The sequence below is a fragment of the Duganella sp. BJB476 genome (assembly GCF_003416895.1).
In the GTDB taxonomy this organism is placed as follows: Bacteria; Pseudomonadota; Gammaproteobacteria; order Burkholderiales; family Burkholderiaceae_D; genus Rugamonas.
On record NZ_QVIO01000004.1, the window covers coordinates 583040 to 597857 of the forward strand.

The 14818-nt window shown below is 64.0% G+C and carries 15 protein-coding genes; 11 read left to right on the forward strand and 4 right to left on the reverse strand.

Translation table 11 applies throughout. The features are described from left to right. Positions 1-6 precede the first annotated feature (6 nt). Both D0T21_RS19165 and D0T21_RS19170 read left to right on the forward strand, forming a co-directional pair. The gene (locus D0T21_RS19165) at positions 7-1308 is read left to right on the forward strand and encodes a dihydroorotase (protein ID WP_116991871.1); all 1302 of its coding nucleotides are present in this window, start codon (positions 7-9) and stop codon (positions 1306-1308) included. A gap of 9 nt (positions 1309-1317) precedes the next feature. Continuing rightward, complete coding sequence (locus D0T21_RS19170; protein ID WP_116991597.1) at positions 1318-2064, forward strand: 1-acyl-sn-glycerol-3-phosphate acyltransferase; 747 nt, start codon at positions 1318-1320, stop codon at positions 2062-2064. On the opposite strand, the gene D0T21_RS19175 is transcribed toward D0T21_RS19170, so the two are convergent. Next, complete coding sequence (locus tag D0T21_RS19175) at positions 2061-2924, reverse strand: symmetrical bis(5'-nucleosyl)-tetraphosphatase (RefSeq protein ID WP_116991596.1); 864 nt, start codon at positions 2922-2924, stop codon at positions 2061-2063. The genes D0T21_RS19170 and D0T21_RS19175 overlap by 4 nt on opposite strands. Before the next feature lie 139 nt (positions 2925-3063). Between D0T21_RS19175 and rfbB the strand changes: the two genes are divergently transcribed. The 9 genes from rfbB (at position 3064) to waaA (ending at position 11913) form a co-directional block, all read left to right on the forward strand. Then, positions 3064-4137: a dTDP-glucose 4,6-dehydratase gene (rfbB, locus tag D0T21_RS19180; protein WP_116991595.1), complete on the forward strand. Its 1074-nt coding sequence runs from the start codon at positions 3064-3066 to the stop codon at positions 4135-4137. Further along, a complete protein-coding gene (gene rfbA, locus D0T21_RS19185) occupies positions 4134-5036 on the forward strand; it encodes a glucose-1-phosphate thymidylyltransferase RfbA (protein ID WP_116991594.1) in 903 nt (300 codons plus the stop codon). The genes rfbB and rfbA overlap by 4 nt, the downstream gene beginning before the upstream one ends. Continuing rightward, complete coding sequence (rfbC, locus tag D0T21_RS19190) at positions 5033-5581, forward strand: dTDP-4-dehydrorhamnose 3,5-epimerase (protein WP_116991593.1); 549 nt, start codon at positions 5033-5035, stop codon at positions 5579-5581. Before rfbA ends, rfbC begins: the two co-directional genes overlap by 4 nt. Beyond that, a complete protein-coding gene (gene rfbD / locus D0T21_RS19195) occupies positions 5578-6435 on the forward strand; it encodes a dTDP-4-dehydrorhamnose reductase (RefSeq protein WP_116991592.1) in 858 nt (285 codons plus the stop codon). The genes rfbC and rfbD overlap by 4 nt, the downstream gene beginning before the upstream one ends. A 243-nt stretch (positions 6436-6678) precedes the next feature. Beyond that, on the forward strand, positions 6679-7773 hold the full coding sequence (locus D0T21_RS19200; RefSeq protein WP_116991591.1) for a glycosyltransferase: 1095 nt from the start codon (positions 6679-6681) through the stop codon (positions 7771-7773). Between the two features lie 66 nt (positions 7774-7839). Continuing rightward, entirely contained in the window at positions 7840-8154 is a 315-nt protein-coding gene (locus D0T21_RS19205) for an H-NS family nucleoid-associated regulatory protein (protein ID WP_116991590.1), read from the forward strand. Positions 8155-8226: 72 nt separating this feature from the next. After that, entirely contained in the window at positions 8227-9609 is a 1383-nt protein-coding gene (locus D0T21_RS19210) for a phosphomannomutase/phosphoglucomutase (protein ID WP_116991589.1), read from the forward strand. A gap of 4 nt (positions 9610-9613) precedes the next feature. Next, positions 9614-10621 (forward strand): lipopolysaccharide heptosyltransferase I, encoded by a 1008-nt coding sequence (gene waaC / locus D0T21_RS19215; protein WP_116991588.1) that lies wholly within the window; start codon positions 9614-9616, stop codon positions 10619-10621. A 2-nt stretch (positions 10622-10623) separates the two neighbouring features. Continuing rightward, positions 10624-11913, forward strand: coding sequence for a lipid IV(A) 3-deoxy-D-manno-octulosonic acid transferase (waaA, locus tag D0T21_RS19220; protein ID WP_116991587.1), 1290 nt, complete (start codon positions 10624-10626; stop codon positions 11911-11913). On the opposite strand, the gene D0T21_RS19225 is transcribed toward waaA, so the two are convergent. The 3 genes from D0T21_RS19225 to D0T21_RS19235 form a co-directional block, all read right to left on the reverse strand. Beyond that, complete coding sequence (locus D0T21_RS19225) at positions 11910-12974, reverse strand: patatin-like phospholipase family protein (RefSeq protein WP_229211548.1); 1065 nt, start codon at positions 12972-12974, stop codon at positions 11910-11912. The genes waaA and D0T21_RS19225 overlap by 4 nt on opposite strands. A gap of 122 nt (positions 12975-13096) precedes the next feature. Beyond that, on the reverse strand, positions 13097-13651 hold the full coding sequence (locus tag D0T21_RS19230; protein WP_116991585.1) for a cytochrome b: 555 nt from the start codon (positions 13649-13651) through the stop codon (positions 13097-13099). A gap of 35 nt (positions 13652-13686) precedes the next feature. Further along, positions 13687-14817, reverse strand: a complete 1131-nt coding sequence (locus D0T21_RS19235) for a hypothetical protein (protein ID WP_116991584.1) — start codon at positions 14815-14817, stop codon at positions 13687-13689. Position 14818: the final 1 nt, after the last annotated feature.

Here is a 14818-nt window from a genome sequence, read left to right on the forward strand (position 1 = left end):
GCAGGCATGAAACTACACATTAAAAACGGTCACCTGATCGATCCGGCCAACGGCATCGACGGCAAGAACGACCTCTACATCGCCGACGGCAAAGTGCTGGCGGTGGGCACGGCGCCAGCGGGCTTCGCGGCCGACCAGACCATCGACGCCGCCGGCCTGATCGTCTCGCCGGGCTTCGTCGACCTGTCGGCGCGCCTGCGCGAGCCGGGCTACGAATACAAGGCCACGCTGGAATCGGAAATGCAGGCCGCCATGCAAGGCGGCGTGACCAGCCTGATCTGCCCGCCGGACACCGATCCGGTGCTGGACGAGCCGGGCCTGGTCGAGATGCTCAAGCACCGCGCCAAGACGCTGAACCAGGCCAATGTACACCCGCTGGGCGCGCTGACCGTCGGCCTCAAGGGCAAGGCGCTGACCGAGATGGCCGAGCTGACCGAGGCGGGCTGCATCGGCTTCGCGCAGGCGGAAGAGCCGATCGAAGACACCAACGTGCTGCTGCGCGCCATGCAGTACGCCAAGACCTTCAACTATACCGTGTGGCTGCGTCCGCAGGACGCGCACATCGGCCGCGGCGGCATCGCGGCCAGCGGCCCGCTGGCTTCGCGTCTGGGCCTGTCCGGCGTGCCGGTGATGTCGGAGACCATCGCGCTGCACACGATCTTCGAACTGATGCGCTCGACCGGCGCCCGCGTGCATCTGTGCCGCATGTCGTCGGCGGCCGGCCTGGAGCTGGTGCGCAACGCCAAGAAGGAGGGCTTGCCCGTCACCTGCGACGTCGGCGCCCACCACATTCACCTGACCGACGCCGATATCGGCTTCTTCGATTCCAACGCGCGCGTGACGCCGCCGTTCCGCAGCCAGCGCGACCGCGACGCGATCCGCCTCGGCCTGCTGGACGGCACGGTCGACGCGCTGTGCTCGGACCACACGCCGGTCGACGACGACGAGAAACTGCTGCCGTTCGGCGAAGCGTCGCCCGGCGCCACCGGACTGGAACTGCTGCTGTCGCTGGCGCTGAAATGGGCCGACGACTACGCCGCCACCCAGGACACGGGTGCGGTGCGGCCGCTGGCGCGCGCGTTGGCCCGCATCACCTCCGACGCGGCCCGCGTGGCCGGGCTGGACGCCGGCACCTTGTCGGTCGGCGCTTCGGCCGACGTCTGCCTGTTCGATCCTGAAGCGCGCTGGACCGTGGAAGCATCGGCGCTGGCCAGCCAGGGCAAGCACACGCCTTTCATCGGCTACAACCTGGCCGGGCAGGTCCGCACCACCATCGTGGCAGGTCACGTCGCCTACCAACGCAGCTGATCGGTTTGCATGAAGCTTACGATGATCTTCCGCCTGGTGCGGGTGTTTCTGCATGTGCTGGTCGGGATGACGATCTGTGCGACGGTGTTCCCCTGGATCGGGCAGGAAAAGCGTAACGGCCACATCCGCCGCTGGTCGACCCGGCTGCTGGCGATGTGCAATGTGACGGTGGAGCAGAGCGCCGGCGTGCCCTTGCTGGATCGGGCGATGGTGGTGGCCAATCACGTCTCGTGGCTGGACATCTTCGTCATCCACAGCCTGCATCCGAGTCACTTCGTGGCCAAGGCGGAGATCCGCTCGTGGCCGCTGGCGGGCTGGCTGGCGGAGAAGGCCGGCACCGTGTTCATCTCGCGCGGCAACCGGCGCGACCTGCGGCATATCTTCAAGGGACTGGTGAACAGCCTGGAGCGCGGCGAGCGCGTGGCCTTCTTCCCGGAGGGCACCACGGCGGCGCAGGGCAGCCTGTTGCCCTTCCACGCCAATCTGTTCGAGGCGGCGATCGACGCCAAGGTGCCGGTGCAGGCGATCGCGCTGTCGTACCGCGATCCGTCAGGCGCTTCACATCCGTCGGTGGATTTCATCGGCGAGACCACTTTCGCCGAGAGCATCATGCTGATCCTGGATGGGCCGCCGGTGAAGGCGCGCTTGACGATACTGCCGGCCATAGCCAGCATCGGCGCGCATCGCCGTGAACTGGCCGAGGCCACGCACCAGGCCGTCGCCGCCGCGCTGGGTGTGACGGCTGCGCCGCACTAGTTCTTCTTGCCGCCGTGCTGCTGGAACTCCGGGCACTGCACTTGCAGCAGGCTGCGGTCTTCCAGGCACACGGCGGTCAGCTGGCCGCCCCACACGCAGCCGCTGTCGAGCCCGATCAAATGCGGCTTCAGCACCAGGCCCAACGCCGACCAGTGGCCGAACACCACCGTCTCCTTGCGGCTGCGCCGGCCCGGCACCTCGAACCACGGCATCAGGCCTGAGCCTTTTTCTGCCGTGCCGCTTTCCTTCATCTTGAAATCCATCACGCCGTCGGCGTCGCAGAAGCGCAGCCGCGTCATCGCGTTGATGATGCAGCGCAGCCGGTCCGCGCCTTGCAGATCGTCGCTCCACCGGTCGGGCAGGTTGCCGTACATCTCGGCCAGGAACTCGGCCATGCCGGCGCCGCGCAGCATCTGCTGCACTTCGCCGGCCAAGGCCATCGCCTGCGCCGCCGTCCATTGCGGCAGTAGGCCGGCGTGCACCAGCACATGGCCCTGGGTGTGGATGGCCAGCGGACGGCGCCGCAGCCAATCGATCAGCTCGTCCCGGTCGGGCGCGTGCAGGATCTCGGCCAGCGTATCGGACTTGTGCTCCGGCCGGATGCCGTAGGCCACCGCCAGCAAGTGCAGGTCGTGATTGCCGAGCACGCTGTCGATGCGGCCGCCGCTGCCCATCGCCAGCGCGCGCACATGGCGCAGCGTGGCCAGCGAATCCGGGCCGCGATTGATCAGGTCGCCAGCGAAGAAGATGCGGTGCTCGACGCCGGGGTCGCGCCGCTCGGCATCGGCGTTGACGCTCTCCAGCAGGGAAAGTGTTTGCTCATGGCAACCTTGAAGGTCGCCAATCAGGTAGGTTCTCATTATTTGAGCTGTTTGCCCTTAGCCGTGCATAAAATATCGCTCAAAAAATCCGGCACCCAAGCGAATTTTCTCACCTGCGAGTGCAAGATCACATAAAATTGAAGACATTGCTTAATTAACTTGCTCTACGGGATACTAAATGATTTTTGTGACGGGTGGTGCTGGTTTTATAGGTTCAAATTTCGTACTGGATTGGTTGGCGCAAAGCGATGAACCGGTACTCAATTTCGACAAACTCACCTACGCGGGCAATCTGAATAATCTGGCGTCGCTGAAGCAGGATGCGCGCCACACCTTCGTCCGCGGCGACATCTGCGACCAGGCCCAGGTGCTGGCCTTGTTCCAGCAGCACAAGCCGCGCGCGATTGTGCACTTTGCCGCAGAAAGCCATGTGGATCGCTCCATCCTCGGACCGGGCGAGTTCATCAACACGAACATCAACGGCACCTTCAGCCTGCTCGAAGCGACCCGCGCCTACTGGTCGGCGCTGCCGGACGACGAGAAGGCCGCCTTCCGCTTCCTGCACGTGTCCACCGACGAAGTCTACGGCACGCTGGGCCCGGACGATGCGCCGTTCAGCGAAACCACCGCGTTCGCGCCGAACAGCCCGTACTCGGCATCGAAGGCCGCCTCCGATCACCTGGTGCGTTCGTACCACCACACCTACGGCCTGCCGACGGTGACCACCAACTGCTCCAACAACTACGGCCCGTATCACTTCCCCGAGAAGCTGATCCCGCTGATCATCGCCAACGCACAAGCGGGCAAGCCGCTGCCGATCTACGGCGACGGCCAGCAGGTACGCGACTGGCTGTACGTCAGCGACCACTGCGCGGCGATCCGCCGCGTGCTGGCGGCGGGCCGCCTGGGCGAGACCTACAACGTCGGCGGCTGGAATGAGATGGCCAACCTGGACGTGGTGCACACGCTGTGCGACATGCTGGACCGGCTGAAACCGAAAGCGGACGGCGCCAGCTACCGCGCGCAAATCACCTACGTCAAGGACCGCCCCGGCCACGACCGCCGTTACGCCATCGACGCCCGCAAGCTGGAGCGCGAACTGGGCTGGAAGCCGGCCGAGACCTTCGAGACCGGCATCGCCAAGACCGTGCAGTGGTACCTGGACAACCAGGCCTGGGTCGCCGACGTGCAGTCGGGCAGCTACGCCAAGTGGGTGGAAACCAATTACTTTAACCGCGAAGGCCAGCAATGAGCACTCCTGTGAATAGCCGCAAAGGCATCATCCTGGCCGGCGGTTCCGGCACCCGCCTGTATCCGGTGACGATGAGCGTCTCCAAGCAGCTGCTGCCGATCTACGACAAGCCGATGATCTACCATCCGCTGACGGTGCTGATGTTGGCCGGCATGACCGAGATCCTGCTGATCTCGACGCCGCAGGACACGCCGCGCTTCCAGGACTTGCTGGGCGACGGCAGCCAGTGGGGCATCAGCATCAGCTACGCGGTGCAGCCTTCGCCGGACGGCCTGGCGCAAGCCTTCATCATCGGCAAGGAATTCGTCGGCGACTCGCCGTCCGCGCTGATCCTGGGCGATAACATCTACTACGGCAACGACCTGGACGCACTGCTGCGCCACGCCACCGAGCAGACCGACGGCGCCACCGTGTTCGCCTATCACGTGCAGGATCCGGAGCGCTACGGCGTGGTCGAGTTCGACGCCGAGCGCACCGCCGTGTCCATCGAGGAAAAACCGCTCAAGCCGAAATCGAACTACGCCGTCACCGGCCTGTACTTCTACGACAACCAGGTGTGCGACATCGCCGCCAGCATCAAGCCGTCCGCGCGCGGCGAGCTGGAGATTACCGACGTCAACCGCGTCTACCTGGAAAAGCAGCAGCTCAACGTCGAGGTGATGGGGCGCGGCATGGCCTGGCTGGACACCGGCACCCACGAGTCGCTGCTCGACGCATCGCAATTCATCGCCACCATCGAAAAACGCCAGGGCCTGAAAGTGGCTTGCCCGGAAGAGATCGCCTACCGCAAGGGTTATATCGACGCCGTCCAGTTGCGCAAGCTGGCCGAGCCGCTGAAGAAAAACAACTACGGCCAGTACCTGTTGCAGATTCTTGAAGACAAGGTTGTGCCACGATGAATGTAATCACGACGCCACTGGAAGGCTTGCTGGTACTGGAACCGCGCGTGTTCGGCGACGACCGCGGCTTCTTCTACGAGAGCTTCAACGCCCGCCGTTTCGCCGAGCTGACCGGCGTGACCCTGCCCTTCGTGCAGGACAACCATTCGCGCTCGGCCAAGGGCGTGCTGCGCGGCCTGCACTACCAGATCCAGCAGGCGCAGGGCAAGCTGGTGCGCGCCAGCGCCGGCAGCGTGTTCGACGTCGCCGTGGATTTGCGCAAGAGCTCGGCCACCTTCGGCCAATGGTACGGCCTCGAACTGTCGGCCGAGAACAAGAAGCAGCTGTGGATACCGCCCGGCTTCGCGCACGGTTTCGTGGTCACCAGCGACACCGCCGAATTCCTCTACAAGACCACCGACTACTGGGCGCCCGAGCACGAGCGCTCGGTGCTGTGGAACGATCCGGCCATCGGCATCGAGTGGCCGGCGCTGGACGCGGCGCCGCTGCTGTCCGGTAAAGACCAGGCCGCAGTGCTGCTGGCCGACGCCGAGGTGTTCGCATGAAAATCCTGCTGACCGGCAGTAGCGGCCAGGTGGGGTATGAACTGGCGCGCAGCCTGCAAGGCATAGGCGAGGTGGTGGCGGTGGACCGCAACGTGATGGACTTGTCCGACCTGGATCAGGTGCGCGACGTGATCCGCCGCGAAAAGCCGGGGCTGATCGTCAATCCGGCCGCCTACACGGCGGTCGACAAGGCCGAGAGCGAGCCGGAACTGGCGCACCGCGTCAACGCCGAAGCGCCGGGCCTGATGGCGCAGGAAGCCAAACTGCTGGGCGCGGCCATGGTGCATTACTCGACCGACTACGTGTTCGACGGCAGCCAGCCGGCGGCGCGGGTGGAGGACGACGCCACCGGCCCGCTCAACGTCTACGGCGCCAGCAAGCTGGCCGGCGAGCAGGCCATCGCCGCGGCCGGCATTCCGCACCTGATCTTCCGCACCAGCTGGGTGTACGGCATGCGCGGCAAGAACTTCCTGCTGACCATGCTGCGCCTGGCCAAGGAGCGCGACGAGCTGCGCGTGGTGGCCGACCAGCACGGCGCGCCGACCTGGAGCCGCACCATCGCCGACACCACCGCGCTGGTGCTGTCGCAAGCCCACGCGGGCGGACGCGAGTGGTGGGTGCAGAACAGCGGCGTGTATCACCTGAGCGCCCAGGGCCAGACCACCTGGTTCGACTTCACCCAGGCCATCGTCGAGGCGGCGGGGCTGGAATGCCGCGTGCTGCCGATCACCAGCGCCGAATACCCAGTGCCTGCCAAGCGCCCGCAGTACTCGGTGATGTCGTCCGAGCGCCTGATGGCGCGTTTCTGCCACTTGCCGGACTGGAAAGAAGCCTTGCATCTGTGCATGCGCTGAGCGGTATCGCGAGTTGTATCGTTTGGTAAGCGTTGTCACCTGCACCATATGCTGCTGCTATCATGCCGACGCGCTTCGGCAGGCGTTTTTGCGCCTGCCGTTGCAAAACTGTCTAAGTTTGACGCCGCGCGGCTATTACCGGCTGTCAATTCAGGACCTGCCCGTTTAATCCGGTACAATCGCGAGTTAGCGTGTAGTCCATCCTTATCGGTTAGCGCATCCGGTAATTTTGTATAGAAAAATATGTTTTCCTTTTTACTGAGCTTTGTCGCTTCCGCGCTGCTAACCCTGCTGGTGATTAAAGAAGCGAGATTGCACGGTCCTGCGCTCGATTCCGATTTCATGGGCGTGCAAAAAGTGCATGCCCACCATGTCGCCCGTATTGGCGGCTTATCGATATTTTTATCGGTGGCGCTGAGTTCTTTCATTTCCATTTGGCGGGTGCCGGCCATGACGCATTGGCTGATGTCGCTATTGGCCTGTTCCGCCGTGGCCTTTGTCGGCGGCATCGTCGAAGATTACACAGGCAAAGTCAGTGCCGCGCGCCGCCTGGTGCTGACCATGGCCGCCGCCGCGCTCGGCTATTTCCTGCTCGACGCCCGCGTCGACCGCATCGACTGGGCGTTTTCCGCCTGGCCGCTGCAATATATGTGGCTGACCCTGCCGCTGACGGTGCTGGCGGTGGCCGGCATCGCCAACGCGGTCAATATCATCGACGGTTTCAACGGCCTGGCCAGCGTGGTGTGCATCTGCATGCTGCTGTCGCTGGGTTATGTGGCTTTGCAGGTCAACGATATGTTCGTGCTGATCGCGGCGCTGATGGTGGCGGGCGCCACGGCCGGCTTCCTGATCTGGAATTATCCGGTCGGCATGATCTTCCTGGGCGACGGCGGCGCGTATTTTATCGGCTTCATGCTGGGCGAACTGGCGTTGCTGCTGGTGATGCGCAACCCGCAAGTTTCTACCTGGTACGCGGCGCTGCTGTTAATCTATCCGACCTTTGAAACCTTATTCTCCGTTTATCGCCGCATGTTTGTCCGTGGTAAGTCTCCGGCCATGCCGGACGGCATCCATTTGCATAGCCTGATCTTCCGCCGCATCGTGCAATGGGCGGTCGGCCGCAAAGAGGCGCGTGCGCTGATCCGCCGCAATTCGATGACTTCGCCGTATTTATGGCTGTTTTCGCTGATGGCGGTGATACCGGCCACGGTATTGTGGCGCCATACCTGGGCATTAATGGTTTTCTGTATTTTGTTTATCAGCAGTTACATCTGGATATATGTCCGTATCGTCCGCTTTAAAGCACCGCGCTGGATGATACGCCATAAGAAAACCTGACTTTTTTATGTTGATGTAATATATTCCCGCCGGGCTTTATATCACCTCACTTAAAAGGAATACCAAATGGATCTGTCGAATATGTCCTCCGCCGATTTGCGTAATCTGCAAGAGCAAGTTAAACGCGAATTAAAACAGCGCGAAAGCCAGGACCTGGCCAAGGCGCGCGAACAGATACTGGCTATTGCCCAAAGCGTGGGCGTGCCCTTGAAAGACCTGGTCGGCGGCGCAGCCGGCACCCGCGCCAAAACCGGCAGCGTGGCGCCACGCTACCGCAATCCGGCCGACGCCACGCAGCTCTGGACCGGCCGCGGCCGCCAGCCGAAATGGGTCAAGGACTGGCTGGAAGCCGGTAAAGACATTGCCGGCTTAAAGGTTTAAACTGCCTGCACTCCGATAAGCTGCGGCTGGCAAGTCCAGCCGCTTTCATTCCTCTCGCATACATTCCACACTATGGTTTCTTTATCTAAAACGATCTTCAAGGCTTACGACATTCGCGGCATTATCGATAAAACCCTGGATGCGGGCGTCGCGCGCCAGATCGGCCAGGCCTTCGGCCAGGCTGCGCTGGCCAAGGGCGAAAAGAAAGTCGTGATCGGCCGCGATGGCCGCCTGTCCGGCCCGGTGCTGACGGCAGCGCTGGCCGAAGGCCTGCAAGCGGCCGGTGTGGATGTGATCGACCTGGGCGTGGTCGCCACGCCGATGGTGTACTTCGGCACCAACGTGCTGGGCGCCGCCTCCGGCATCATGGTCACCGGCAGCCACAATCCGCCGGACTACAACGGCTTCAAGATGGTGCTGGCCGGCGAAGCGATCCACGGCGACGCCATCACCGCGCTGTACCAGCGCATCGTCGACCACGACGGTTCGTCGGCGGCCAGCAAGGGCGCGTACAGCACCCACGACATCCGCGCCCAGTACCTGGAGCGCATCATCGGCGACGTCAAGCTGGCGCGTCCGATCAAGATCGCGGTGGACTGCGGCAACGGCGTGGCTGGCGCCTTCGCGGGCGACCTGTTCCGTGGCATGGGCTGCGAAGTGGTCGAACTGTTCTGCGAAGTGGACGGCAACTTCCCCAACCACCATCCCGATCCGGCCCATCCGGAAAACCTGCAAGACCTGATCCGCTGCCTGCAAGAGACCGACGCCGAGCTGGGCATCGCCTTCGACGGCGACGGCGACCGCCTGGGCGTGGTCACCAAGGATGGCCAGATCATCTACCCGGACCGCCAGATGATGCTGTTCGCGGCCGACGTGCTGAGCCGCCATCCGGGCGAGCAGATTCTGTACGACGTCAAATGCACCCGCCACCTGGCGCCGTGGATCAGCAAGCACGGCGGCGTGCCGCTGATGTACAAGACCGGCCACTCGCTGGTCAAGGCCAAGCTGCGCGAAACCGGCGCCCCGCTGGGCGGCGAAATGAGCGGCCACATCTTCTTCAAGGACCGCTGGTACGGTTTCGACGACGGCCTGTACTCCGGCGCCCGCCTGCTGGAAATCCTGACCCGCGAAGCCGATCCGTCCAAGTTGCTGAACTCGCTGCCGCAATCGGACAGCACGCCCGAGCTGCACCTGCACCTGAACGAAGGCGAGAACGTCATCGTCATGGACAAGCTGCGCGCCGACGCCAAGTTCCCCGGCAACGTGCAGATCATCACCATCGACGGCCTGCGCGTGGAATACGAAGACGGCTTCGGCCTGGCGCGTTCGTCCAACACCACGCCGGTGATCGTGATGCGCTTCGAAGCCGAAACGCCGGCCGCGCTGGCGCGCATTCAGGGCCAGTTCAAGAGCGTGATCCTGGCTGCCAAGCCGGACGCGGAACTGCCGTTCTAAGCGCATGACGGCGCAGGCGGGCGGCCGCAAGCCGCTGAACATTTTGCTGGTGCGCGTCTCCTCGCTGGGCGACGTGCTGCACAACCTGCCGATGGTGGCCGATATCGCCCGCCATTTCCCGGACGCGAACATCGACTGGGTGGTGGAAGAGGGCTACGTCAGCCTGGTGCGGCTCAACGCCCGCGTGCGCACCATCATTCCGTTTGCGCTGCGGCGCTGGCGCAAGAGTCTCGGCAAGCCCGAGACCCGCGCCGAGATCAAAAGCTTTTTCCGTACCCTGCGCGAGCAGCAGTACGACTATGTATTCGATACGCAGGGATTGCTCAAGACCGGCATCATCATGGGCGCGGCCCGGGTGGTGAAGGGCGGCCGCAAGGTCGGCCTGGCCAACGGCAGCGAAGGCTCCGGCTACGAGGGCATCTCGCGCATCTTCCACAATCAAAGCATACCGACCGATCCGCGCACGCACGCGGTGGCGCGCGGCCGCCTGGTGGCCGGCGCGGCGCTGGGTTACGCGGTCGATACGCCGGCCGATTTCGGCCTGCCGGAAGTCTCGTCCAGCGAGCCGCGTCCGGACTGGATGCCTGCCGAGCCATACGCCGTCTACTTCCATGGCACCGCGCGCGATCCGAAGAAGTGGGCGCCGGAGAACTGGAGAGCGCTGGGCCGCGAACTGGCGCCCATGCCCATCCTGCTGCCATGGGGCTCGCCCAAGGAAAAGGCCGAAGCCGACGTACTGGCCGCCGGCCTGCCGAACGCGCGCGTGCTGCCGAAACTGTCGATGGCCGATGCCATGCTGCTGGCGCGCCACGCCGGCCTGGTGATCGGCGTCGATACGGGATTGACCCATATCGCCGCTGCCTTCGTGCGGCCGACCGTGGAGATCTACGCCGATTCGCCGCGCTGGAAGACCGAGGGCAACTGGTCGCCGCGCATCATCAACCTGGGCGATCGCGGCACGCCGCCGTCGGTGGCCGAAGTGCTGTCCGCGGCCCGCAGCCTGCTCGCGTAACCATGCGTATTTTCTATTCCGTGATGTGGTGCCTGGCCTTGCCGCTGGTGCTGGCCCGCCTGTGGCTGCGCGGCCGCAAGGAGCCGGGTTATCGCCAGCATTGGGGCGAACGCCTGGGCTTCTACAGCGGCGCCGCCTCGTCCGCGCAGACGCTGTGGGTGCACGCGGTGTCGGTGGGCGAAACCCGCGCCGCCGAACCGCTGATCGACGCCTTGCTGGCCGCGTACCCGCACAGCCGCATCGTCCTCACCCACATGACGCCGACCGGCCGCGCCACCGGCAAGACGCTGTTTGCCAAGCATGGCGCGCGGCTGGTGCAATCGTATCTGCCGTACGACACGGCGATGATGGTGGGCAGTTTCATCAAACATTTCAAGCCTGCGGTCTGCATCCTGATGGAGACCGAGGTGTGGCCAAACCTGATCGCGGTATGCGGCAAGCGCGGCGTGCCGGTGGTGCTGGCCAATGCCCGCTTGTCGGAGCGTTCGCTGCGCAGGTCGCGCCGCTTTGGGTCCTTGCTGGTGGATGCCGCGCGCGGCATCTCGCTGGTCGCGGCGCAGACGGCGGCCGATGCGGAGCGCGTGCGCTCGCTGGGCGTGCAGCGCGTGGAGATCACCGGCAGCATCAAGTTCGACGTGGTGGTGCCGGATGCGGCGCTGGCCATCGGTGCGGCGCTGCGCGGCGTGATCGGTGGCCGTCAGGTGCTGCTGTGCGCCAGCACGCGCGAGGGCGAGGAAGAATTGATACTCGATGCCTTCCGCCAGGAGCGCGCCGGCTTGCCGTCCAATGTATTGCTGCTGATCGTGCCGCGCCATCCGCAGCGCTTCGATGAAGTCGAGAAGATGGTCGGCGCGCATGGCCTGAACGCACAGCGTCGCAGCAAGCTGGCGCTGGACGGCGGCGATGCCGCGTTGCCGGGCTTTGTCGACGTGCTGCTGGGCGATTCGATGGGTGAGATGTTCGCCTACTACGCGGCCTGCGATGTGGCCTTCGTCGGCGGCAGCCTGCTGCCGCTGGGCGGCCAGAACCTGATCGAACCGGCGGCGCTGGGCAAGCCGGTGCTGATCGGCCAGCATACCTTCAACTTCGCGCTGGTGACGGAAGATGCGCTGGCGGCAGGCGGCGCGCAACGCGTGGCCGATGCGGCGGAGCTGATGTCCGCCGCTGGGCGTCTGCTGAACGACGAAGCGGCGCGCGCGGCGATGGGCCGCAACGCGCAGGCCTTCGCCAACCAGCATCGCGGCGCCACGCACCGCACGCTGGCGCTGTTGCCTGCGCTGATTAAACCTTAACCCGCCAGTTCCGTCTCTTCTGCATAGCGCAGCACCGTGGAGTGCTGGCGGCAGAAGCGCGTCGCCGCCTTGTAGCCGATATCGAACAGGAACTGCATGTTCGACGTCGACCAGTCCATCGTGTTCGGCATATGGTCGTCCGGCACGGCGGCCATCAACTCCAGCTTGAGCAGGCGGCGTTTCGGCAAGCCGGTCTTGCGGTCGGTGTTGTGTTCCAGCTCGAACAGGCGGATCTGGTTCTGCGAAATCTTCACCAGCGGCGTGATCATCGAACCGACCCACGCGTCATACAGGTTGCGCGGCTTGCGCAGCAGGCGTTCGTCGCCGAGGATGTCGAGCACGATCAGCGTGTCGGTATCGTGGTGATCGCCTTTGCCTTCGATGAAGGGATCGAAGTTCAAGGTCTCCAGCGCGGCGCCTTCGATGTAGTCCTCGCCGTCGATTTCAGTCGGCGCGTACAGGAAGGGGAAGGACAGCGCTGCGCGCACATGCTCCGCCTTGATTTCGTGCTTGTCCCAGATCGTCATGCGATGCTGGTTCAGGTTGTAGGCGTTGATGTAGAACTCCGGCTTCATGCTGGCGATGGCGGAGAAATTCACAGCGCCTTCCAGGAACGGCGCGTGCGCGCACAAACCCAGGCTCTTGGCCGACAGGTTGGACGGCGACATGGTCGACATCAGCAGCTGCGTCCAGTCGGTCCACGGCACCGAGCCTTGGGCGAACACGTTTTGCATCGCACCAAACACCGGATGGCTGTTCGATGGCGCGAAGGCGTTGCGGAAGGCGTCCGCTTCCTGGCCTGGCTTGTGGAAGATCTTGTAATTCACCGGCATCATCTTGTAGATGCTGTCGGAGACGCCGGTATCGGCCCAGCGTTTCAGCGCTTCGCGGGGCGAGCCTTCCAACGGCGCCGCGTACAGCAAGCCCATCAAAACACCCGCTCCGGAAGCGGAAATCACGTCGAATTCGACTTCCTGGTCGAGGAAGGCAGCCAGCGCGCCGGCGATCAGAGGCGAGTTCGGCGCGCCTCCACCCAAGACCAGGCCGGTCTTCTTTTTCATAGTTTGTTGCATTGAATTTATCCCTTATGCGGCAGTGCAGCAGAAGTTATCACGATAAATTCCGTGCGGCAACTTTTAATATCGAATGATAGATATTTGCGATTCGGATAATGGTATTGCAATTATGTTGATTTTGACGTGCGGCCCAGCATGCGCTTCAGGGTGGCGTCCTTGTCGATGAAGTGGTGTTTGAGCGCTGCTGCGGCGTGCAGCACGATCAGCGTCAGCAGCAGGTAGCCGAGCAAGCCGTGCAGCGTCTGGCCGATGTCGGACCAGCGCGCGCTGAGCGGCACGGCCTGGTCGCCGAGGTAGTGGCTGGGGAAAATCTCCCAGTCGAAGATGCCGAAGCCGTGACCGCTGGCGCCGGAGTAGAGCATGCCGCTCAGCGGCAGCACGACAGTCAGGATCAGCAGCACCACGTGCGCCGCCACGGCGGTGACGTACTCCAGCCGCGACACCGGCCGCACCGGCTGCGGCAGGCCATTGCGCCAGCGCCAGGCCAGCCGCGCCAGGATCGCCACGAACGTCAGCAGTCCGATCGATTTGTGGATGTCGTACAGATGCCAGGATTCCGTCTCGACCATGTAGATGCCGAGCGCGATCAGGCCGATGATGCTGGCCGCCACCAGCCAATGCAGAACGATGGTGGTGCGGCTGAAGTTCGTTTTATTATCCATGGCGATAAATTACCTTCGCATTACCCAGACGTCAATTATTGGAACGCAAAATACATGGCCGTCTCCAGGCTGAATGCGCGCGCCTCGCTGAACGGCAAGCTGTCGGTGCGTACGCGCAGACGGAGCGGGCCCTGTTCGTATCCCAGTCCCACCATGTTGAAACGCGTGTCATAGCTGGCGCTGAACGTTCCCCAGCGACTGGCATAGCTGCCGATGGCTTCCGGTATGGTGGTGCCGGCGATGCGCTGCGCACCGATCCGCAGCCCCCATTGCAGGTGGCGGTAGGTGAGGTTCAGCGCGGTGCTGGCACCGATGGCGCCGGTGCGCTCGATCAAGCTGTTCTGGCCGGCGATCTGCGGCTTGTAGTTGATGTAGCCGTCGCCATCGACCGTGCGCACGTCGGACGCGATGCTTTGCGCCTTCGACGGCAAATTGGTCCAACGCATGCGGCTCCACAAGTCATTGACCGCCAGGTTGGCGGTCAGCTGGCTGCTCAGCGGCCATTGCAGGGCGGCCGAGATGCTGGCGCCCGACGATTTCTGCGTGGCCTCCGGCATGAACGGATAGGTGTAGTCCGTCTGCGAGTTCGCGTACGTGCCATCGATCCGGTAGGCGGTATCGGGCTTGTAGCTCACCTTGCCGGACGCGCTGCTGTCGTGATTGCGGGCGTGCCCGTACACGGCGGCCGACACCATCAGCAAGGGATTGCCCGCGCCGTGCTCGGGCAGGGTGAAGGTGCGGCCCACGCGCGCGCCCGCTGCCGCCCATTGTTTCGATTGGGCGTACACCGCGAAATCGAGCGCCTTGTCGGGCGTCTTGTGGCTTTGATAAAGATGGTACAGGTCCACCGTGTCGCGGTTCGTCTGCAGCGACACTTCCAGCCGGTATTCCGCGCCGATGCGCCAGCCGTCCTTCTCCACGCCGAATTCCACGCGGTCCCGCTGCAGGAAGACGTTGCGGCCGTTGCGCGGGGCGTAGCTATTACCCCAGTCACGGCCAAGTTCGCGGATCGGCACGGTATCGTAAGCCGCCCAGGCTTGTGCCTTGGCATAGGGTTGCCAGGCGGCGCTGGGAGCGCGCAGTGCGATGTCGCTGTCGGCGACGGATGTTTGCGCCGCTGCCCCGTTTGCCGCAAGCAGGGCGCCCAGTAAGGAAATCAAACGCATG